At 62.6% G+C, this 19,230-nt stretch carries 22 protein-coding genes; 14 read left to right on the top strand and 8 right to left on the bottom strand.

The window, feature by feature from the left end; translation table 11 throughout:
• Positions 1 to 238: 238 nt before the first annotated feature.
• A complete protein-coding gene (locus NKI52_RS26500; protein WP_023674473.1) occupies positions 239 to 382 on the top strand; it encodes a hypothetical protein in 144 nt (47 codons plus the stop codon).
• A gap of 69 nt (positions 383 to 451) precedes the next feature.
• Here NKI52_RS26500 and NKI52_RS26495 read toward each other — a convergent pair whose 3' ends face one another.
• Positions 452 to 823, bottom strand: coding sequence for a DUF423 domain-containing protein (locus NKI52_RS26495; RefSeq protein ID WP_023674474.1), 372 nt, complete (start codon positions 821 to 823; stop codon positions 452 to 454).
• A gap of 53 nt (positions 824 to 876) precedes the next feature.
• Complete coding sequence (locus NKI52_RS26490) at positions 877 to 2,136, bottom strand: multidrug efflux MFS transporter (RefSeq protein ID WP_023674475.1); 1,260 nt, start codon at positions 2,134 to 2,136, stop codon at positions 877 to 879.
• A 197-nt stretch (positions 2,137 to 2,333) separates the two neighbouring features.
• Between NKI52_RS26490 and NKI52_RS26485 the strand changes: the two genes are divergently transcribed.
• Together NKI52_RS26485 and NKI52_RS26480 are read left to right on the top strand one after the other, a co-directional pair.
• The gene (locus NKI52_RS26485) at positions 2,334 to 2,996 is read left to right on the top strand and encodes a GntR family transcriptional regulator (RefSeq protein WP_352571474.1); all 663 of its coding nucleotides are present in this window, start codon (positions 2,334 to 2,336) and stop codon (positions 2,994 to 2,996) included.
• A 96-nt stretch (positions 2,997 to 3,092) separates the two neighbouring features.
• Positions 3,093 to 3,350, top strand: coding sequence for a DUF982 domain-containing protein (locus NKI52_RS26480; RefSeq protein WP_023674477.1), 258 nt, complete (start codon positions 3,093 to 3,095; stop codon positions 3,348 to 3,350).
• A 51-nt stretch (positions 3,351 to 3,401) separates the two neighbouring features.
• Here NKI52_RS26480 and NKI52_RS26475 read toward each other — a convergent pair whose 3' ends face one another.
• Together NKI52_RS26475 and NKI52_RS26470 are read right to left on the bottom strand one after the other, a co-directional pair.
• The gene (locus NKI52_RS26475; protein ID WP_352449291.1) at positions 3,402 to 3,560 is read right to left on the bottom strand and encodes a hypothetical protein; all 159 of its coding nucleotides are present in this window, start codon (positions 3,558 to 3,560) and stop codon (positions 3,402 to 3,404) included.
• A 113-nt stretch (positions 3,561 to 3,673) separates the two neighbouring features.
• Positions 3,674 to 4,717: an aldo/keto reductase gene (locus NKI52_RS26470; protein ID WP_352449292.1), complete on the bottom strand. Its 1,044-nt coding sequence runs from the start codon at positions 4,715 to 4,717 to the stop codon at positions 3,674 to 3,676.
• 280 nt (positions 4,718 to 4,997) lie between these two features.
• Between NKI52_RS26470 and ppk2 the strand changes: the two genes are divergently transcribed.
• Positions 4,998 to 5,918: a polyphosphate kinase 2 gene (gene ppk2 / locus NKI52_RS26465; RefSeq protein ID WP_352571473.1), complete on the top strand. Its 921-nt coding sequence runs from the start codon at positions 4,998 to 5,000 to the stop codon at positions 5,916 to 5,918.
• Positions 5,919 to 5,967: 49 nt separating this feature from the next.
• Here the strand turns inward: ppk2 and NKI52_RS26460 are convergent, their stop codons facing one another.
• The 3 genes from NKI52_RS26460 to NKI52_RS26450 form a co-directional block, all read right to left on the bottom strand.
• A complete protein-coding gene (locus tag NKI52_RS26460; RefSeq protein ID WP_352571472.1) occupies positions 5,968 to 6,615 on the bottom strand; it encodes a dihydrofolate reductase family protein in 648 nt (215 codons plus the stop codon).
• Between the two features lie 400 nt (positions 6,616 to 7,015).
• Entirely contained in the window at positions 7,016 to 8,047 is a 1,032-nt protein-coding gene (gene hemB / locus NKI52_RS26455; RefSeq protein WP_352571471.1) for a porphobilinogen synthase, read from the bottom strand.
• Positions 8,048 to 8,134: 87 nt separating this feature from the next.
• The gene (locus NKI52_RS26450; protein WP_023674483.1) at positions 8,135 to 8,959 is read right to left on the bottom strand and encodes a DUF8605 domain-containing protein; all 825 of its coding nucleotides are present in this window, start codon (positions 8,957 to 8,959) and stop codon (positions 8,135 to 8,137) included.
• A 145-nt stretch (positions 8,960 to 9,104) separates the two neighbouring features.
• On the opposite strand from NKI52_RS26450, the gene NKI52_RS26445 reads away from it, so the two are divergent.
• The 4 genes from NKI52_RS26445 to NKI52_RS26430 all read left to right on the top strand — a co-directional run bounded on the left by NKI52_RS26445 (position 9,105) and on the right by NKI52_RS26430 (position 12,877).
• The gene (locus tag NKI52_RS26445) at positions 9,105 to 10,148 is read left to right on the top strand and encodes an enoyl-CoA hydratase/isomerase family protein (protein ID WP_352700273.1); all 1,044 of its coding nucleotides are present in this window, start codon (positions 9,105 to 9,107) and stop codon (positions 10,146 to 10,148) included.
• Entirely contained in the window at positions 10,145 to 10,567 is a 423-nt protein-coding gene (locus NKI52_RS26440; RefSeq protein ID WP_023674485.1) for a DUF6163 family protein, read from the top strand. The genes NKI52_RS26445 and NKI52_RS26440 overlap by 4 nt, the downstream gene beginning before the upstream one ends.
• A 202-nt stretch (positions 10,568 to 10,769) precedes the next feature.
• Positions 10,770 to 11,285 carry a transcriptional regulator LdtR gene (gene ldtR, locus NKI52_RS26435; RefSeq protein WP_023674486.1) on the top strand — a complete coding sequence of 172 codons (516 nt, stop codon included), beginning with the start codon at positions 10,770 to 10,772 and terminating at the stop codon, positions 11,283 to 11,285.
• Positions 11,286 to 11,623: 338 nt separating this feature from the next.
• Positions 11,624 to 12,877 (top strand): L,D-transpeptidase family protein, encoded by a 1,254-nt coding sequence (locus NKI52_RS26430; RefSeq protein ID WP_023674488.1) that lies wholly within the window; start codon positions 11,624 to 11,626, stop codon positions 12,875 to 12,877.
• Here the strand turns inward: NKI52_RS26430 and NKI52_RS26425 are convergent.
• Entirely contained in the window at positions 12,874 to 13,011 is a 138-nt protein-coding gene (locus NKI52_RS26425) for a hypothetical protein (protein ID WP_156937265.1), read from the bottom strand. The genes NKI52_RS26430 and NKI52_RS26425 overlap by 4 nt on opposite strands.
• Between NKI52_RS26425 and NKI52_RS26420 the strand changes: the two genes are divergently transcribed.
• From NKI52_RS26420 to NKI52_RS26395, 6 genes are all read left to right on the top strand, one after another.
• Complete coding sequence (locus NKI52_RS26420; RefSeq protein ID WP_352571469.1) at positions 13,006 to 14,652, top strand: Na+/H+ antiporter; 1,647 nt, start codon at positions 13,006 to 13,008, stop codon at positions 14,650 to 14,652. The two genes, NKI52_RS26425 and NKI52_RS26420, sit on opposite strands and share 6 nt — an antisense overlap.
• A gap of 116 nt (positions 14,653 to 14,768) precedes the next feature.
• Positions 14,769 to 16,082, top strand: a complete 1,314-nt coding sequence (gene glyA, locus NKI52_RS26415) for a serine hydroxymethyltransferase (RefSeq protein ID WP_352571468.1) — start codon at positions 14,769 to 14,771, stop codon at positions 16,080 to 16,082.
• Positions 16,083 to 16,158: 76 nt separating this feature from the next.
• A complete protein-coding gene (locus NKI52_RS26410; protein ID WP_502896681.1) occupies positions 16,159 to 16,737 on the top strand; it encodes an invasion associated locus B family protein in 579 nt (192 codons plus the stop codon).
• Between the two features lie 153 nt (positions 16,738 to 16,890).
• Positions 16,891 to 17,400, top strand: a complete 510-nt coding sequence (gene nrdR, locus NKI52_RS26405; protein ID WP_352571467.1) for a transcriptional regulator NrdR — start codon at positions 16,891 to 16,893, stop codon at positions 17,398 to 17,400.
• Positions 17,401 to 17,402: 2 nt separating this feature from the next.
• Positions 17,403 to 18,533 (top strand): bifunctional diaminohydroxyphosphoribosylaminopyrimidine deaminase/5-amino-6-(5-phosphoribosylamino)uracil reductase RibD, encoded by a 1,131-nt coding sequence (ribD, locus tag NKI52_RS26400; RefSeq protein ID WP_352571466.1) that lies wholly within the window; start codon positions 17,403 to 17,405, stop codon positions 18,531 to 18,533.
• A 30-nt stretch (positions 18,534 to 18,563) separates the two neighbouring features.
• A complete protein-coding gene (locus NKI52_RS26395) occupies positions 18,564 to 19,181 on the top strand; it encodes a riboflavin synthase (RefSeq protein WP_352449304.1) in 618 nt (205 codons plus the stop codon).
• Positions 19,182 to 19,230 lie beyond the last annotated feature (49 nt).

The following is a 19,230-nucleotide window of genomic DNA, read 5'->3' as shown; positions in this document are numbered from 1 at the left end:
CCCAGATTGGATCGATACAAGAGGAGAGCGCCATGCACCCCGTCAATTATCTGTTCGAGGACATTTACCGGAACGACTGGAGCATCCGTTCGAGCGCGGAGGCCCGGAAGCGGCGAGACAGGACCGGTCCGTGGATTCGCGACCTGGGTTTCCTCGTAGGACGCAAGCGGAGCTGATCGGTGGCCTATTTTTGTGCCCGCTGATTGGATCGAGTCAAAAAACTAGAGGAGATTAAACCATGCACCCGATCAAGCATCTGTTCGAAGACATCTATCGCAATTATTGGGGCATCTCGCCGGCCACCGAACGGCCGGAGCGGCGGCGTGTAGTCAAGACGACCAACAGCGATGGCCAAGTCCGGCCCGAACGTCCGCGAGACTGAGCTGGCAAGACAGAGCTCGTGGATCGAGGGCGGCTGGCGAAGGAGCAGCGGCGGCCATTGGTTGCCGCATCAATGGCGGCGCGGGCGCACCAGCGCCGAGGCGGCCATCATCAGCCAGCCGCCGATGAGCAACGTGCCGCCGATCGGCGCCGACATCGGGAACAGCCGCGAGCCAAGGAAGTCGCGGGCCAAAAGATCTCCCGAGAATAGCAGAAGCCCGACGAGAAGGATGAGGCTTCCGGTTCGCAGGATGCTATTGCCACCGAGCAGCCCGACGGTAAGGAAGACCGGCGCATGCAAGAGCAGGAAGGATGCGGCCGTACCGACGAAAGCGCCGCCGAGATGTGCCGCCGCCGCCGAAAGCGCCACGCCGGTTGCGCCGCATAGGCCGCCGGCAAGAACCAGAATGCGGCCGCCTGCCGCGTGTTCATCCGTGCTCATTTCCACGCCTCCGTGATTCCTGGCGACCGCCTGAGATAGTGCCGCGAACCGTGTCAGGATTTGCCGGCTTCCGCCAGCATGTCGCGTTCGCGGCGCGACTGGACCAGCCAGTTATAGGCCGCTCCGCCCGCCATCAGAATGGATGTGCCGAGAAACACCGAGCGCATACCGAAATGGCCGCCGGCGAAGCCGCCGAGCAACGGTCCGGCGACCTGCCCGACATATTGCGCCGAGATCGACAAGCCCAGCACGTTGCCGCCGACCCCGTCGGGCACATTGTGGCGGATGACGCTGGTGATGCAGGGCAAAAGACCGCCAAGCGCCAGGCCCATCAGGAAACGCAGGCCGACGAGCTGCCAGCCCTGGGTAACGAAGGCCTGCGGGATCAGCAGCAGCGCCGAGACGGCGAGTGCGGCAACGATGACGTTCCAGTGGCCGATACGGTCGGCGAGCTTGCCGAGCCGCGACGCCGACAGGATGGCGCCTAGCGCTGCCGCGGACATGACGATGCCGGAGACCAGCGTGACCTGGCTCTGATCTTCGATGAGCTGCTGGACATAGACGGTGATGATCGGCTCGATCGACATGGTGGCGAAACTCAACAGCATGCCGGTCGCCAGCATGGCGACGACGGGGCGCTTGTCGGGAATCTGCGACCAGCCGTCTTTCACTTTTTCTTCTGACGCGGCCTTGGCGGCAACCGGGCGAGGGGCCTCCTTGATCAGCAAGGTGGTTGCCAGAAAAGCCAGGAAAATGACGCCGCCGGCGAGCAGGAATGTGGCGCGGATGCCAATCAGCGGCGGCAGCGCGCCGCCAAGCAGCGGACCGACCAGGGCACCGGCCGTGATTCCGGCCGACAGCACGCCCAGCGCCCAGCCGGAGCGATCCTTCGGCGTCTGCATGGCAACCAGGATGGTCGAGCCCGAAGAATAGCCGCCGGCAAAGCCGATCAGCAGGCGCAAGAGCACCAATTGCCAGACGGTCTGCACCATGCCGGTCAGCGACATACACAGCGCCATGCCGAAACTGGCTCGCACCAGCATCAGTTTGCGGCCGTAGCGGTCGCCTAGCCGCCCCCACAGGGGCGCGACCAGCGCGGCAGCAAGGAAGGTGGCGCCGTAGGCGATGCCCGACCACTGCACGATCGCCGCATGGCCCTCGGCGCCCAGCTGCTCGACGTAAAGCGGCAGGAAGGGCAACAGCAGCGTCATCGCTACAAGCGTGCTGAACGAGCCGGCAAAACACACGGCGAGATTGCGGCGCCAGTGGACGTTGTGCGTGCCTTGCATGGCGAGGGCGGCGTCTTGCGGCATGTCATGTCCTGTCCGGCCAGCTTGCATGAAACTTGCTACGGATACCAATTTGGGATACCAAACTGGTATCTGTCATGAACGCAAGCCCCGTCGCTGTCAATGCGGGCCTCTCAAACATGATCGACAAAGGCCGGCGTGATCGGCCAACGCCGGCCAGTGACCCGATTGCCGGAACAAATGACCTGAACGGAACGCCAATGTCGCAGATGCAGAACGTCGAAAAGCAGCTTCGCGAGATGATCCTCGGGCTCGAGATCGGTCCCGGCGAGCGGCTGACGGAGCGCTGGGTCGAAAGCCGCTTCGGTGCATCGCGCACGCCGGTCAGGGCGGCATTGCTGCGGCTCGAGACTGAAGGCCTGATCTGCCGCGACGGCCGCGGCTGGACGGTCTCGCCCATCAATCTTGCTGAACTCGAGCAGATCGCCGTCTATCGCGAGGCGGTCGAGGTCGCGGCACTCAGACTAACTTGCACCTTGCAGGACAGAAGTGCCGTCGAAATCATCGAGGCGATGCTCGATTCTTGCGACGACAAGACGCCGCGCGAGGAATGGCATCGCGTCGGCAGGGATTTTCATATCGAGTTGGCGCGTCTATCCGGCAACGAGTTCCTGTTCAGAGCGGTTCGCGACGTGATGACACGCCTGTCGCGCGCCCGCTGGCTCGAGGTTCGCGACGAGGCAGCGCTCGGCCGTGCCTGGGCCGAACACCATGCCATTCTGTCGGCGGTGCGGGCCGGCGATGCCGATAGCGCCGCCCGCCTGCTTTCGGCCCATATCATCGGCAGCCGCGACCGGCTGGTGACCTCGCTGCGCAACGACCGGCGCGGCCTGCGCGCCCGGGGATTTGCCGTCGTCGCTTGAGTGAGGATCGGCTGCCATTGATCACGAAAAGAGCAGATGAGCGAAGAATGCTACTTTCGGTCTCGCTTCGCAAATGCCGATGGCGTAAGAGCAGCGATGGAAAACAACCGATTTGACACACCCGTGACCGTCAAGGGCGCGGCGGGAAGCAATCAGCTCTTGCGTACGGCCCGCGAGGCTTCCGACTACCTCCTCAACAATTGGCCCGGCAAGCGCAGCCCCAAGCACCGCGAAGCGTTGCAAGCCTGTCATGATGCGCTGGCCGGCGACAAGCCGGCCATGAACGCAAGACGGGCCTTTATTGCCGCCGCGCGTGAAGTGAACGTCTTCGTCAGCGACAAGGCGCCCGCCTGAGGCATAGCGGGATTTGACCGAGGCCCGGACCGCCTGACAGGCCGGGCGTCATCACTCGGTCGTTTCGGTTTTGGTTTGGGACTCGCTCTCGCCCTCGGGCTTCGATCGCTCCTTGGCTGCGACCTTGGCAGCCTGCTTTTCCGCCTTCTTGGCAGCCTTCTGCCGGTCGCGTTCCTTGCGTTCCTGACCGTAGTTCGGTGCTCGTGCCATATCGTTTCCTTTCATTGTGCTTGGCCTTTGCCTAGGAGCATTGGACCGCAAACACAACACCGCAAGGCACGATCGGGCTCCATATCTCGGCGCAGTCCGGAGAGCCCGGCTTTTCAGGCGCCGTCGCGGTCGAGGACGAGATCGGCCGGCCCGAACCGGTCCTTTGCCGTGAATTGCTGGTGCCAGTAGGGATAGAGCACGGGCGGCCTGCTGACCACGTCGAGCCGTGTGCGCTCCTCATCGGCAAGCACAAGGCTTGCAGCGGCGATATTGTCTTTGAAATGCGCTTCGGTTCGTCCGCCGATCACCAGCGAACTGACAGCGGGCCGGCCGAGTAGCCAGGCAAGCGCCACTTGCGCTGCCGACACACCGTGGTTCTTGCCGATATCGATCAGCACGTCGACGATCCGCCACAGCCGGTCCTCGTCGCGGATCGGCGGTTCCGACCAGCCGCTGAGCTGGCGGGCGGTCGGCTGGTCACGGTGGTATTTGCCGGACAGCAACCCGCCGGCAAGCGGGCTCCAGACCAGCACGCCGAGCCCTTGGTCGACCGAGATCGGCAACAATTCGTACTCGGCCTCGCGCGCTTCCAGCGTGTAATGGATCTGCTGGGTGACGAAGCGTGGCTGGTGATGACGGTCGCTGATCCCCAGCCCCTTCATAACTTGCCAGCCGGAATAATTGGAGCAGCCGACATAACGGACCTTACCCTGCGCGACCAGCGTGTCGAGCGCGGCGATGGTTTCCTCAAGCGGTGTCAGGCCATCCCACTCGTGCAGGAAATAGATGTCGATGACATCGGTCCTGAGGCGCTTCAGGCTCCTCTCGCATTCGCGGATCAGATGGTAGCGCGACAGGCCTTCATCATTGGGGCCTTTGCCGATCCGCATGCGCGCCTTGGAGGCGATCAACACGTCGCCCTTGCGCTTGCCGCCGAGCGCCTCGCCGATGATCTCTTCCGACACCCCGTTCGAATAGACGTTGGCGGTGTCGATGACATTGACGCCGGCATCGATGCAAAGGTCGATCATCCGACGCGCCTCGTCGAGGTCGGTCTTGCCAACCGCCGAAAACGCGCCGCCGCCGCCGAATGTCATGGTGCCCATGGTCAGGGTCGAAACCTTCAGCCCGGAACGGCCGAGAGTGCGGTATTCCATGTCGTATCCTCACGATTTATCGGGAAAGGGCGTTGCAAACGACAGCCCCTCAGTGAACCGGGCATTTGTAGGATAATTCGTTCCGCTTGTCGCCCGCCCCGCAGGGCAAGCTCGATCACATCTTGCGGATTGAACGCACAGCCAGCGCAGTAGTGGCTGCAATAAAACCGTCATTGCCGACCTATACTAACATCGGTCCAGCGCTTCGATTTCCGGCCGCCGGGCCGGGCGGCAGAGCGCCTGACAGCGGCCGACAAGGCCTGTAAGCGGAGCAGCGCAAATGACCGAGATAAAACAGAATTCCCCGGCCAGGGACTGGCTGGAAGCGGAACTCGCCGACACGCTCGACGAAGATTATGAGCTGGAAATCTCGGAGCCGGCGCTGTCGATGGAGATCGCCAAGATCTACAAGAATGCGCATCCGCCATCGATCGACCGCCTGCAGTATTTTCGCAATCTCATCACGCTGCAATCCGAATTGATCAAGCTACAATCCTGGGTCGCCTATCACAAGAAGAAGCTCGTCGTGGTCTTCGAGGGCCGCGACTCGGCGGGCAAGGGTGGTGTTATCAAGCGCATCACCCAGAGGCTTAATCCGCGCATCTGCCGCGTCGCAGCACTTCCGGCGCCGACCGAGCGCGAGAAGTCGCAATGGTATTTCCAGCGCTACGTTCCGCATCTGCCGGCCGGCGGCGAGATCGTGCTGTTCGACCGATCCTGGTACAACCGCTCCGGCGTCGAGCGGGTAATGGGCTTTGCCCAGCCGGATCAGGTCGAGGAGTTCTTCCGCGACGTTCCGGAATTCGAACGCATGCTGGTCCGCTCAGGCATTACGCTTGTCAAATACTGGTTTTCGATCACCGACGAGGAGCAGCAGATGCGCTTTTTGATGCGCATCCATGACCCGATGAAGCAATGGAAACTGTCGCCGATGGATCTCCAGTCGCGCGTGCGCTGGGAGCAGTACACCAAGGCCAAGGAAGAAACGTTCGCCCGCACCAATATTCCGGAAGCCCCGTGGTTCATCGTCGAGGGCAACGACAAGAAGCGGGCACGGCTGAACTGCATCGACCATCTGCTCAAGCAGATGCCCTATGAGGAGGTGCCGCACGAAGAGATCACACTGCCGGAGCGCGTCTTCAATCCCGAATACGAGCGCCAGGTACTGCCGCGCGAACTGTATGTGCCGGAGAAGTACTGACTAAAGCGGCGAGGAAGGCGGCGCCTCCATGGCGGCGCCCTGCAACAAGCTAGGTGCGCTCGATGATGACATGCGTGGCCTTCGGCGTCGCGACCTGCTCGCTGCAGCGATAGCCGAGCTTGGGCATGTCGATGCCGGCAAAAAGGCTCTCGCCGGCGCCTAGCAGGACCGGTGAGATCGCCAGATGCATTTCGTCGATGAGCTTTTCCTTGAGATATTGCCGGATCGTAGAAACGCCACCGCCCAGCCGTACATCCTTGCCGTCAACCACTGCTTTCGCCTTCTCCAGCGCTGAGTGGATGCCGTCGGTCACGAAATAGAAGGTCGTGCCGCCCTCCATGACAATGGGATCACGTGGATGGTGCGTGAGCACGAAGACCGGCACATGGTAGGGCGGGTTGTCACCCCACCAGCCTTTCCAGCTGTCATCCGGCCATTCGCCGCGGATCGGCCCAAACATGTTGCGGCCCAGGATCCACGCGCCGATATTTTTGAAGCTGCGCGCGGCGAACGCCTCGTCAGTGTCCGTGGTCCCGCCATCCTTGCCGAGGACCATCTTGCGGAAGGTGCGGGTGCCGAACATCCATTCGTGCAGGGCTTCCCCGCCAACACCCAGCGGGTTCTTCAGGTCTTGGTCGGGACCGGCGCCGAAGCCGTCGATCGACAAGGTGAAAGCGCTGACGCGAAGTTTGGACATGAGAGCCTCCTCGATAACCAATTGTGAGATGCAAGCAGTTATCGGGGTAGCTTAACTGATTGCATTTTGCAAGCGGTATTTTGAATCGCCGGCGGGGCAATCGCTTCCAAATCATGTTGGAATAACTAATCTCAATGTCGGCGCCGCCCGTCATCCGCCTGCCGGCAGCTTCTCCCTGTATAGTGACGGGGAGAAGGGGCTGGCCGCAACGTCGATATTTTTGCAACGCTGGAGATTGGTGAAATCTTTTACGAACGCGTCTTTCTCCCTGCCACTTTACGGCGAGAAATGCCCGGCAGGGCAACGAGGGGCAGCGTAAACTTGAAGCGATGTCCTGCGGCGTTCCATGTCGCGCTTTGGACGAACGAACACTACTCGATGTAGACGCTACAAAGGCGCATCACCCCTTGAGCATCGCCGCCACTTCGGGCGCAAAGTAGGTGAGAATCCCGTCGCAGCCGGCGCGCTTGAAGGCGAGCAGCGATTCCAGCATCGCCTTTTCGCCATCGATCCAGCCATTGGCGGCGGCGGCCTTGATCATCGAATATTCGCCCGAGACCTGATAGGCGAAGGTCGGCATCTGCAACTCGTCCTTGAGCCGCCGGATGATGTCGAGATAGGGCAGGCCGGGCTTGACCATCAGCATGTCGGCGCCCTCGGCGAGATCCTGCTCGGCCTCGCGCACCGCTTCGTCGGAATTGGCGTGGTCGATGTAATAGGTCTTCTTGTCGCCCTTGAGCAGGCCGGCGGTGCCGACCGCCTCACGATAGGGGCCGTAAAAGGCGGATGCGAACTTGGTCGCATAGGACATGATCGCCACATCCTGAAATCCATTGGCGTCGAGCGCATCGCGGATGGCACCGATCCGGCCGTCCATCATGTCCGAGGGGGCAATGATGTCGGCCCCCGCCGCCGCCTGGATGACTGCCGCCGCCGTCACCTGCTCCACCGTTTCATCATTGACGATAATGCCCTCGCGCAAGATGCCGTCATGGCCATGCGAGGTGAAAGGGTCAAGCGCGGCGTCGGTGATGATGCCGATCTCCGGCACCGCGTGCTTGATGGCGCGGGTGGCACGGTTGATGATGTTTTCCGGATCGAGGATATGCGAACCGGTCTGATCGCGCAGGCCGAGCTCGACATTGGGGAAAGTGGCGATCGCCGGAATGCCAAGTTTGGCCGCTCGCTCAGCCTCCTTGACGGCGAGGTCGAGCGACAGGCGGAACACGCCGGGCATGGCGGCAATCGGTTCGCGCACTTGTCTGCCGTCGACGACGAAGATCGGCCAGATCAGATCGTCGACCGACAGCCGGTTCTCCTGGACAAGGCGGCGCGACCAATCGGCCTTGCGCATGCGCCGCAGCCGCCGGCTGCCGGTGATCTCGTCGACGCTGCGCGCGCCGGCAGGCTTTGCAGGGGTGAATTTGTTCATCGCAAAAACTCCGGATCGGGCGGCTTTTACCACGAGCTTTCGCTGCTGACCAATGCGACACGATTGTGCCAGCGGTCCTGTCGGGCGCTATTCTGGTTGCCCATTGCCCGATAGGATCTGCGCAGCACCCCGCATGGCGACGCGGAATGCCTCGTCGAAGCTGACGCCGCGCACTTGCCAATTGTAGCTCTTGCCATTCAAGGCAAGCCGCCAGTCGGCTATCCAGCCCAGTTCCTTGTCGCTCCAGACGATACTGCCGGCGAGCGCCTGGTCGGCTCCGGCCTTCCTGGCAAGCTGGTCCAGCGTCGTGATATCGGCATGGCGCAGGGCCTGGTCGTTAAGCTTTGAGGCCGATAGCAGCGACGCTTCGGGAAACACAATCCGCATGACCAGCGGACCGGTGGCGTTGACGAACGATTCGCGCATCGCCGCCCCGCGCTCATCGTCGGCGGTCAGCACGAACTGCCTTGTGCCTTGCTCCGCCGCCAGGAAAATTACCAGGCGTGGCCGCTCGCCAAGCCATGGTTTGCTGCCGAGCGTGGCAAGCACCGGATCGATAACGTCAGGCCTGTACAGACAAGTGAGATCGTGCGGCCGGTCATGGGTGCCCTGTTCGTCATGGACCGGAATGCCTTCGAGACGGTCGCGATAGCGGAATTCGGCAACGAAGCTGCCGGCCTTGTCGCGCAGCGCCGCCATCTCAGTTCTCTTCGGCAGCCGCTGATCGCCGGACACACGAACCAGCACCGCATCGAGGCAGGCCTTGAAACCGATCTGCCTGTTGACCTCGCCCTGGCCGGTGACGATGGTCTGCGATTGATAGAGCTCGTCGACGGTTCCGGCCGATACGGGAGGAGCGTTCGCAGCGATCAGGCCGACCACCACAACAGCAAGGCGCGGCAACCAAGGCATGGTTCAACCTTCCGGTTCAAAGCGCCAGCATTAGCACTGGGTGACGCCGACGACCATGCAGCGGATTGGGCGCCGCCATTGACGCGGCCATGCGCCACGCTTTAGCACTTCACTCCCGGCGGGCGCGGGGAGGGATTCTCTGGCGATGGATTTTGGCGGAGGCGACGAGATTCGCTTCGAAAGATTGGGCAGGGCCGGCGTCGTCACGCTGACGCGGCCGCACGCGCTCAATGCCGTAACCCACCGCATGGTCAAGGCGCTGGACAAGGCGCTGCGCAGTTGGGAGCGCGACGACGGCGTCGACGTTGTCGTCGTCAAGGCCGAGGGCAGGGCATTTTCGGCGGGCGGCGACATCCTCCACATCTACGAAGCCGGCCGCGCAGGAAGGCCTCCGGTCGATTTCTTCGCCGATGAATACCGGCTGAATGCCCGCATCGCCCGCTTCAAGAAACCCTATGTCGCGGTGATCGACGGCATCGTCATGGGCGGCGGCGTAGGTATCTCCTTCCATGGCTCGCAGCGAGTGCTGACCGAGAACGCCCAGTTTGCCATGCCCGAGGTCGGCATCGGCTTTTTCCCGGATGTCGGCGCCAGCCATCTGTTGCCGGATCTCGGCGGCAGCTTCGGCATGTATCTGGCGCTGACCGGCAACCGCATCCGCTATGGCGATGCTTTGTGGTCGGGCCTCGCCACCCATACGATCAAGGCGGAGGGCCAGGCCGGCTTCCTCGACCGTCTGGCGGAAAGCGGCGACCCGGAATCGGTGCTGCGCGGCTGCTTCGTCCCGGCCAGGCGCGAGACCGACAGGCCGACGCTGGAAGCCATCGCCCGGCATTTCGCGCAGCCGTCGCTGGCCGATATCGTCGCTAGCCTGGAGCGGGCAGCCGCTGCCGACGAGTTCGCGGCAAAGACGCTGGCCACCATCCGCACACGTTCACCGACCAGCTTGCATGTTGCATGGCGCCAGATCAGCGCCGGGCAGACGTTGTCAATGGACGAGTGCATGAAAATGGAGTTCCGTATCCTCAACCGCATGCTTGCCGGGCACGACTTCTATGAAGGTATCCGCGCCGCCATCATCGATAAAGGCTCGACGCCGCAATGGCGGCCGGCAGGCATCGATGACGTCAGCGCCGCCAACGTCGACGCCTATTTCGCACCGCTCGGCGAACGGGAACTGAAGCTGTGAGCGAGGTCGCCTCGAGACGCGTGGTGCTGCAGCCCTCGACGATCGAGGTCATCTTCGCCTGGTTCCAGCGCGTCATCGCCGGCTACTGTCTGCTGTTCGGCATCTTGTACTGGATCCGGCTGATCGGCTTTTACCCCGGCCCGTTGTGGCGCTTCGACCTGATGCCGGTGCACTGGCAGGTGGCGGCGGTGGTGCTGGCGGTGTTTTTTCCGTTCGCTGCCGCCGGCCTCTGGATGCTGGCGTCCTGGGGGCCGGTGATCTGGTTCATCTGCGCGGTGACCGAGTGCGTCATGTATGCCGGCTTCCCCGAGCTGTTCGGCCACCGGCCGCTGATCGTCGCCTCGCACCTTGCGGTGGCGCTGCTCTACATAGTGTTCCGCGTGGTGATCTGGATCCAGAAGCGGCAACCCCGGCGATAGCAATTCCGGCCAGGATCGTTGGCTAAATCTTTAGGTTAATTATCCTTGCTCGGGTGACCGTCCGTTAAGCCTCTTTCGAAACCCCTTACCGGTAAGCTCTTGTTAGCCTTGGCGTTTAAGTCGAATTTTATGAGTATTCGATAGTGTCGCGATCAAGGTGAAGAACAAAAAATCACCGGGCGACAAACGAGAGGCAAAGACAATGATCAATTCGCGTCCGGCGGCGAAGACCGCCAACGTATCCGATGACCGCCGCGAGGCGATCCGTTCGCTGTACATGGAATCGCTGCAGCTGGTCGAGCGGCTGCATCGCCGTCTGCTTGACGTGATCAAGGACGAATTCGACCGCAACGGTCGCTCCGACATCAACGCCATCCAGGCGCTGCTCCTGTTCAACATCGGCAATTCGGAGCTGACCGCCGGCGAACTGCGCTCGCGCGGCTATTATCTCGGCTCGAATGTCTCCTACAATCTGAAGAAGCTGGTCGATCTCGGCTTCATCAACCACCAGCGCTCGCGCATCGACCGCCGTTCGGTGCGGGTTTCGCTGACGCCGAAGGGCAATGAGGTGGCGGAAGTCGTCGCCGGCCTCTACGAGCGCCATGTCGGTTCGATCGAGCAGGTTGGCGGCATCAACACGGAAGAGTTCAAGCAGATGAACCGCGCCCTGCAGCGCCTGGATCGGTTCTGGAACGATACCATCGCCTACCGGATGTAATCGCATCCGCCGCATCAAGATCTGAAGCTGGACTACGGAAATGCTGCCGCGGAGTGGACCAAAGGCCGGTGCCGAAAAGCACCGGTCTTGCCGTTTCGTCAGGCCGGCCGATCCAAATTCGAGCAACAGCCACGTTGCCGCCATATTCCAATGGAACCGAAGATGCGGGTGATGCTGGGGCCAAAGCCGTGCATTTGTCCTGTGCTCAAGTCACTTCCCATGTGGTTTTACACCGAAGTGATGCGGGCCATGGTTGGCTAATTGTTAAGAAGCCAACTCTAGAGTGCGGGCGAGACCGCCCGGTGGGTTGAATTGTAGCAAGAATGTCTGGAACGTCCATGAGAACCAGCCGCCGTTTCTTCCTTTCAGGAGCCTCCGCGCTCGCAGCCGCAATGGTCGCCGGCCGCGCCAGTGCGCAGGATGTGATCGGGGATATCCTGAAATCCTCGGCGCGCGGCAATTGGGACGACCAATTCGATGCGCGTGCCAGCGAAGGCGGCAAGGTTGCCTCGACGCTGCCGATCTTCAGCCTGCAGACGGTGTCCTTCACCGAGCAGGCGATCATGCAGTATCAGAATATCGTCGCGCAAGGCGGCTGGGAGCAGGTTCCAGACACCAAGAAGCTGCAGCTTGGCGTCGAGGATCCCGATGTGGTGCCGCTGCGCAGGCGCTTGATGATATCGGGCGATCTGGCGCAGAGCGCCGGGCTCTCGGAAGCGTTCGATTCTTACGTCGACTCGGCGCTCAAGCGCTTCCAGTTGCGTCACGGCTTGCCGGCCGACGGAACCACGGGCAAATATACTTTCGCGGCAATGAACGTGTCGGCGCCGGTTCGGCTTGGTCAGCTGCAGACCAATCTGCAACGGCTGCGTGAGCGGGCCGGCACGCTTGGCAACCGCTATGTTCTGGTCGACATCCCGGCGGCGCAGATCGAGGCAGTCGAGAACGACCGCGTTGTGCTGCGCCACACCGCAATCGTCGGCAAGATCGATCGCCAGACGCCGATCGTCAATTCCAAGATCAACGAAATCATCGTCAATCCGTACTGGAACGCGCCGGTCTCGATCGTGCGCAAGGACATCATTCCGCTGATGCGGAAGGACCCCAACTATCTCAAGGATAGCCATATCCGCCTGTTTGCGCCGGACGGCAGCGAGGTCGACCCAATGACGGTCGACTGGTCGACCGACGATGCCGCCAAATACCGCTTCCGCCAGGATCCCGGTTCCGGCAACGCGATGGCCTCGGTCAAGATCAATTTCCCCAGCCCGGACGGCGTCTACATGCACGACACGCCGCAGCAGAGCCTGTTCGGCAAGCTGATGCGCTTCGATTCCTCTGGCTGCGTGCGGGTCCAGAACGTGCGCGACCTCGTCACCTGGATTCTGCGCGACACACCGGGCTGGGATCGCCAGCATTTCGAGGCGGCGATCAAGACCGGGGAGAACACGCCGGTGCAGGTCACCAATCCGGTGCCGGTTTATTTTCTCTACGTCTCGGCCTGGTCGACAGGGCCGGGCGTGGTCCAGTTCCGTGACGACATTTACGGCCTCGACGGAGCCAACGAGCTGCAGATCACATCCGCGCTCTAAGCAGCTGAGTTCATTTGCAAAAGGCCGCCGGAAGGGCGGCCTTTTTCGTTGCCGAGTCTTTCGCGGCAAGCTTTGCTGGACTGATCGCCGGCAAAAGAACGCGCGGCGCCGTATTCGGAAATCGCATCATGCATGTCGCAATGTTCATTCTGGTCGTGCTTATCTTCGTCGCCGTTTCGGGCGCGCTGGTCCGGCCGGTGCGGGTTCCGCTACCTGTGCTGCAGATCGCCATCGGCGCGGCACTGGCTTGGCCGGTGCGCGGAATGCATGTCGAGATCGATCCCGAGCTGTTTCTGCTGGTGTTCATCCCACCGCTGCTGTTCAGCGACGCCTATGGTGCGCCCAAGCGCGAACTGATCGCGCTGCGCGGGCCGATCCTCGACCTCGCCATCGGGCTGGTCTTCTTCACCATTGTCGGCTTCGGCTACGCTTTGCACTGGCTTGTCCCGAGCATCCCGCTCGTCGTCGCTTTCGCACTTGCTGCGGTGCTGTCCCCGACGGATGCGGTGGCCGTCTCCTCGATCGTCGACAAGAGCCTGGTCCCGGCTCGGCTGATGCACATCCTGGAGGGCGAGGCGCTGCTCAACGATGCGTCGGGCCTCGTGATGTTCCGCTTTGCGGTGGCAGCTGCCTTGACCGGCAGCTTCTCCTTCGTCGCGGCGTCCGTGACTTTCCTCTATGCCGTCGCTGCCGGCATCCTGGCCGGCATGGCTGCCTTGTTCGTCGCCGCCAAGGCGCTGCAATTGCTGAACCGTATCGGCGGCGTGCCGGCCGAGGTGCAGGTGCTGGTCATGGTCCTGCTGCCGTTCATCGCCTATCTCGGCGCCGAGAATGTCGGCGCCTCGGGCATTCTGGCGGCGGTCACGGCCGGAGTGCTCACCGGCGGCTCCGGGATTTTCCGCTTTCTCGGCGTCTCGGCACGCATACAGACCGTATCGCTGTGGACGACGCTATCCTTCGTCTTCAACGGCGCGCTGTTCATCCTGCTCGGGTTGCAGCTTCCCGAAATCATCGGCAACGTGCCGCCTGAGCTCGGCAGCCGCTATCCGGTCATCCAGCCAATCGCCACGGTGGTCGCGCTGACACTATGCCTGATCGGGCTGCGCTTCCTGTGGATCTGGGTCGGCGACATTGCGACGCGCGTCTCAGCGCGATTACGCGAGCAGAAGGCCGAGCCGTTCGGGCTGCGCGTTCGGATCGCCGGCTCTGTTGCAGGCGTGCGCGGCGCCATCACGCTGGCCGGCATCCTGTCGCTGCCGCTCACCATGCCGAATGGTTCGCCCTTTCCGGCGCGCGACGTGGTGATCTTCCTCGCCGCAGGCGTCATCATCTGCTCATTGCTCATTGCCAGCCTTGCCTTGCCCAAGGTGGCACGGGGGCTGGTCGAGCCGGGCGAGGATCCTGGCGCTGCCGAGGAGCGTCTTGCGCGCGTGGGCGCGGCCAAGGCCGCCATCGCCCGCATCGAGAGCATGGCCGGCGCGACCGACGGCGATGAAGGGGATATACCCGGCGCCCGGCTTGCCGCCGCCGACAGCATCGTCGCTGGCTACCGTCGCCGCATCGCTGCCTCCGACGAGGCCGACGAGGCGCGCGCCGAGGCCCGCGAGGCCGGACGGCTGGAGCTCGAATTGAGGCTGGCGGGCATTGAGGCCGAACGCGCAGCGGTTCGCGCAATGTTTCGCAGCGGCCAGATTAACGACCATACGATGCAGGCGCTGTTCACCGAGATCACGCTCACCGAGGCCCTGCTGAAGGGCCGGCAGGCAAGGAAATAGAGGCTGCCAGTCTCTCTGGCGCAATCCGGCCAGCAAATTTCGCGCTGCAAACGTGGCGGGCCGAAAGCAACTGTGTTAATGGCGCGACAGACTCCGAACCTTGAGGATTTCAGCCCATGGCAACAGCAGCGGCAGTGTCGAACAAATTCGAATCCTTTTTCGAAACCACGCTTGCCGATGCCGACCCCGAGATTTTCGGCGCAATCCGCAACGAACTCGGCCGCCAGCGCCACGAGATCGAGCTGATTGCCTCGGAAAATATCGTCTCGCGTGCCGTGCTCGAGGCACAGGGGTCGATCATGACCAACAAATATGCCGAGGGCTATCCGGGCAAGCGCTACTATGGCGGCTGCCAATTCGTCGATGTCGCCGAGGAACTGGCCATCGAACGCGCGAAAAAGCTGTTCGGCTGCAACTTCGCCAACGTCCAGCCGAATTCCGGTAGCCAGATGAACCAGGCGGTGTTCCTGGCGTTGCTGCAGCCCGGCGACACCTTCATGGGCCTCGACCTCAATTCCGGCGGACACCTGACACATGGCTCGCCGGTCAATATGAGCGGCAAATGGTTCAAGGTCGTCTCCTATGGCGTGCGCCGGGACGATCATCTGCTCGACATGGATGCGATCGAGAAGACCGCCCATGAGACCAGGCCGAAATTGATCCTGGCCGGCGGCACAGCCTATTCACGTGTCTGGGACTGGAAGCGTTTTCGCGAGATCGCCGATTCGATCGGTGCCTATCTGATGGTCGACATGGCCCACATCGCCGGCCTGGTCGCCGGCGGCATGCATCCGTCGCCGCTGCCGCATGCCCATGTGGTCACCACCACGACGCACAAATCGCTGCGCGGGCCGCGCGGCGGCATGATCCTTTGCAATGACGAGGATATTGCCAAGAAGATGAATTCGGCCGTCTTCCCCGGCCTGCAGGGCGGACCGCTGATGCATGTGATCGCCGCCAAGGCGGTGGCTCTGGGCGAGGCGCTGAAGCCGAGCTTCAAGATCTATGCGGAGAGCGTCGTCGCCAATGCCAAGGCGCTGGCCTCCAGTCTGCAGGAAACCGGTCTCGACATCGTCTCCGGCGGCACCGACAACCATCTGATGTTGGTCGACCTGCGTCCCAAGAACGCCACCGGCAAGCGCGCCGAGGCTGCCCTTGGCCGCGCCAACATCACCTGCAACAAGAACGGCATCCCCTTCGATCCGGAAAAGCCTTTCGTGACATCGGGCGTTCGGCTCGGCACGCCGGCCGGCACCACGCGCGGCTTCGGTCAGGCCGAGTTCCGCGAGATCGGCAAGCTGATCGCCGAAGTGCTGGATGGACTGAAGGTCGCCAATTCCGACGAAGGCAATGCGGCCGTCGAGGCAACCGCGAAGGCCAAGGTGGCGGCATTGACGGATCGTTTTCCGCTTTACCCGTATCTTGGTTGACGCAGGGCGTCGTTCCCCCAACTGTGACGGCGCCGATCAACTGGCCACGGTTGCATCTCGGAGACGCTTGATGATGATGCGAATTTTCCGTTTCACCAGTGTTGGCGCTGCCTTGCTCACCTTAGCGACCTCTCAGCTACTCGGCGCGGCGTTGGCGCAGACCGAGCCGACGCCGGCAGCACCCAAGACAGAGACCTTCGGCAGGTGGTCCACCACGGTGGACGAGGTCAACACCGGTGAGGATGTGCGCAAGACCTGCGCCGCCTCGACGGTCTTTTTCGATGCTAACGGCACCAGTGGCACCCTCACGCTGGCCATCTCGAATGGCGACGTACTGCCACCCGAGGGCTATCCGAGCCTCATCATCGCCGTGAGAAACAGTGACTTGCCCAAGGGGGACAACATCCCGGCGGTGTTCCGCGACGTCAACGACAAGATCAAGGCTGGTTTTCATATTATCGCCGACGGACAGTGGATGATGGACAACAAACCCGAGACCACGCTTGCCATACTGCGTGCCATGCGCCGTACCAGCGCCCTCGATGTCAGCTTCGCCGACAAGCCGGTCGCGACCATATCGATGGACGGCTTCACCAAGGCCTATCGCTATCTCGGCACGTCCTGCGGCTTCCCGACCGGCGACGTCGCTCCCTGATTGGCGTATTGCCGTCCAACTGATTGCCGCTCTCGCAATTTTCCTCGTGCCTCGCTATCTCTGAGGCGCGATCGGTCATCGGCCATACTTTGCCATCGTGGCAAAAACCTCTAAGCCGTTCGCACTACGAGAATCGCGAACCGAAGGCTCTCCATGCGCTGTCCCTACTGTCAGTCCGAAGATACGCAGGTGAAGGATTCGCGCCCTGCCGAAGACGGTGCAGCGATCCGCAGGCGGCGCGTCTGCCCGGATTGCGGCGGCCGCTTCACCACTTTCGAGCGCGTCCAATTGCGCGATCTCGTCGTGGTGAAGAAGTCTGGACGCAAGGTGCCGTTCGACCGCGACAAGTTGCTGCGCTCTGTCGAGATCGCGGTACGCAAGCGCAATGTCGACCCGGAACGTATCGACCGGGCGGTGACCGGCATCGTGCGCCAGCTCGAAAGCTCGGGCGAGACCGAGGTGGCCTCGGGGGAAGTCGGCCGGCTGGTCATGGAGGCGCTTAAGTCGCTCGATGATGTCGCCTATGTGCGCTTTGCCTCCGTCTACCGCAATTTCCGCGAGGCCAAGGATTTCCACGACGTGTTGGGCGAACTCAAAGGCGACGAGCTCAAAACCGACGAGCCCAAGGGCGAAGAGCTGAAGAGCGAAGAGGACGCCAGCTGAGCATGGCAGGGTCCGAACGCAGCACGGCTGAGCAAGAGGTCCTCGATCGCCGCTATATGGCGGCAGCCCTCAGGCTGTCGCGCAAGAATGCCGGGCGGACCTCGACCAACCCTTCCGTCGGCACGCTGATCGTGCGCGATGACGGCGACGGGCCGATGATCGTCGGCAGCGGTGTCACTGCCGTCGGTGGCCGGCCGCATGCCGAAACCGGGGCTTTGGCAGAGGCCGGCGAACTGGCGCGCGGCGCCACCGCCTATGTGACGCTGGAGCCCTGCGCTCATCACGGCCGCACGCCGCCTTGCGCCAATGCGCTGGTCAGTGCCGGCGTGGCGCGTGTGGTCGGCGCTGCCAGCGATCCGGACCCGCGTGTTTCCGGCAAGGGCTATGCAATCTTGCGTGCCGCCGGCGTCGAAGTGGTGGAAAAAGTGTTGGCGGCCGAGGCCGCGGAGCAGATGGCCGGCTATTTAATTCGATCTCTGAAAAAACGCCCGGAAGTGATCCTGAAACTTGCGCTTTCGAGCGACAACAAGATCGGCGTGAAAGGCGAGGGACAGGTCTCCATCACCGGCGATATCGCCCGACGCGAAGTCTATCTGATGCGCGCCGAAGCGGACGGCATATTGATCGGCATCGGCACCGCGCTGGAGGACGATCCGGCACTGACGGTGCGGCTGCCGGGACTTGAGAACCGTTCGCCGGCGCGCATCGTGCTCGACCGCCAGATCAGGCTGCCGGAGACCTCGAAACTGGTTTCCGGCGTCGACCGGGTCCCGCTCTATGTCGCCGCTTGTGCCGAGGCCGATCCACGTCGGCGGGCCGCGCTCGAACGCACCGGCGTGCGCTTCATCGGCACTGAGACGTATGAAGGCGATATTGCGTTGCCGGAACTGCTCGAGGATCTGGCGGCGCTCGGCATGGCCAGCGTGCTGGTCGAGGGCGGCGCCGAGGTGGCCAAGGCGTTCCTTGAGGAAGGCCTAGTCGACCGCATCGTGCTGTTTCAGGGGCCGGATGCGATCGGCGGGGACGGCATTGCATCGCCGGTCGATGCCAACCATATCTCGCCGGGGTTTCGTAAATTGCGCGACATGCGTTTCGGCGAAGACACGTATGCCGAATGGACAAGAGACATCTAGGACCGAACTGATGTTCACTGGGCCAAAGTAATGTTTACAGGAATTGTCACCGACGTCGGCACCGTTGCCGCCGTGAAGCCGCTCAGGGAAGGCGTCGGTTTGCGTATCGACACCGCTTACGATCCGCAGACCATTGCCATCGGCGCCTCGATTTCCTGCGGCGGCGTCTGCCTGACGGTGACGGGATTGCCGGAAGACGGCGCCAACGCACGCTGGTTCGAGGTCGAGGCCTGGGAAGAAGCACTCAGGCTGACGACCGCGATGGGCTGGAAATCCGGCACGCGCATCAACCTGGAGCGGGCTCTGAAGATCGGCGACGAGCTTGGCGGCCATATAGTGTCCGGCCATGTCGACGGCATGGCCGAGATCGTGGCGCGTAAGGAAGAGGGCGACGCCGTTCGCTTCACCCTGGAAGCACCGCGCGAGCTTGCCAAATTCATCGCCCCCAAGGGTTCCGTCGCGCTCGACGGCACTTCGCTCACCGTCAACAAGGTCGAGGGCACCCGCTTCGACGTGCTGTTGATCCACCATTCGCTGACCGTCACCACCTGGGGCGAGCGACAGGTCGGCGACCGCGTCAACCTCGAGATCGACACCATGGCCCGCTACGCGGCGCGACTGGTGGAGGCGGCGAAGGAGGGACTTTGAGGCGCTCGTCCATAAAGCCCATTCCCTGATGCGACCGCCGCCGAGTTGG

Source organism: Mesorhizobium sp. M0590 (assembly GCF_040320905.1).
Classification (GTDB): domain Bacteria; phylum Pseudomonadota; class Alphaproteobacteria; order Rhizobiales; family Rhizobiaceae; genus Mesorhizobium.
This window is presented reverse-complemented; position numbering and strand designations above follow the sequence as displayed.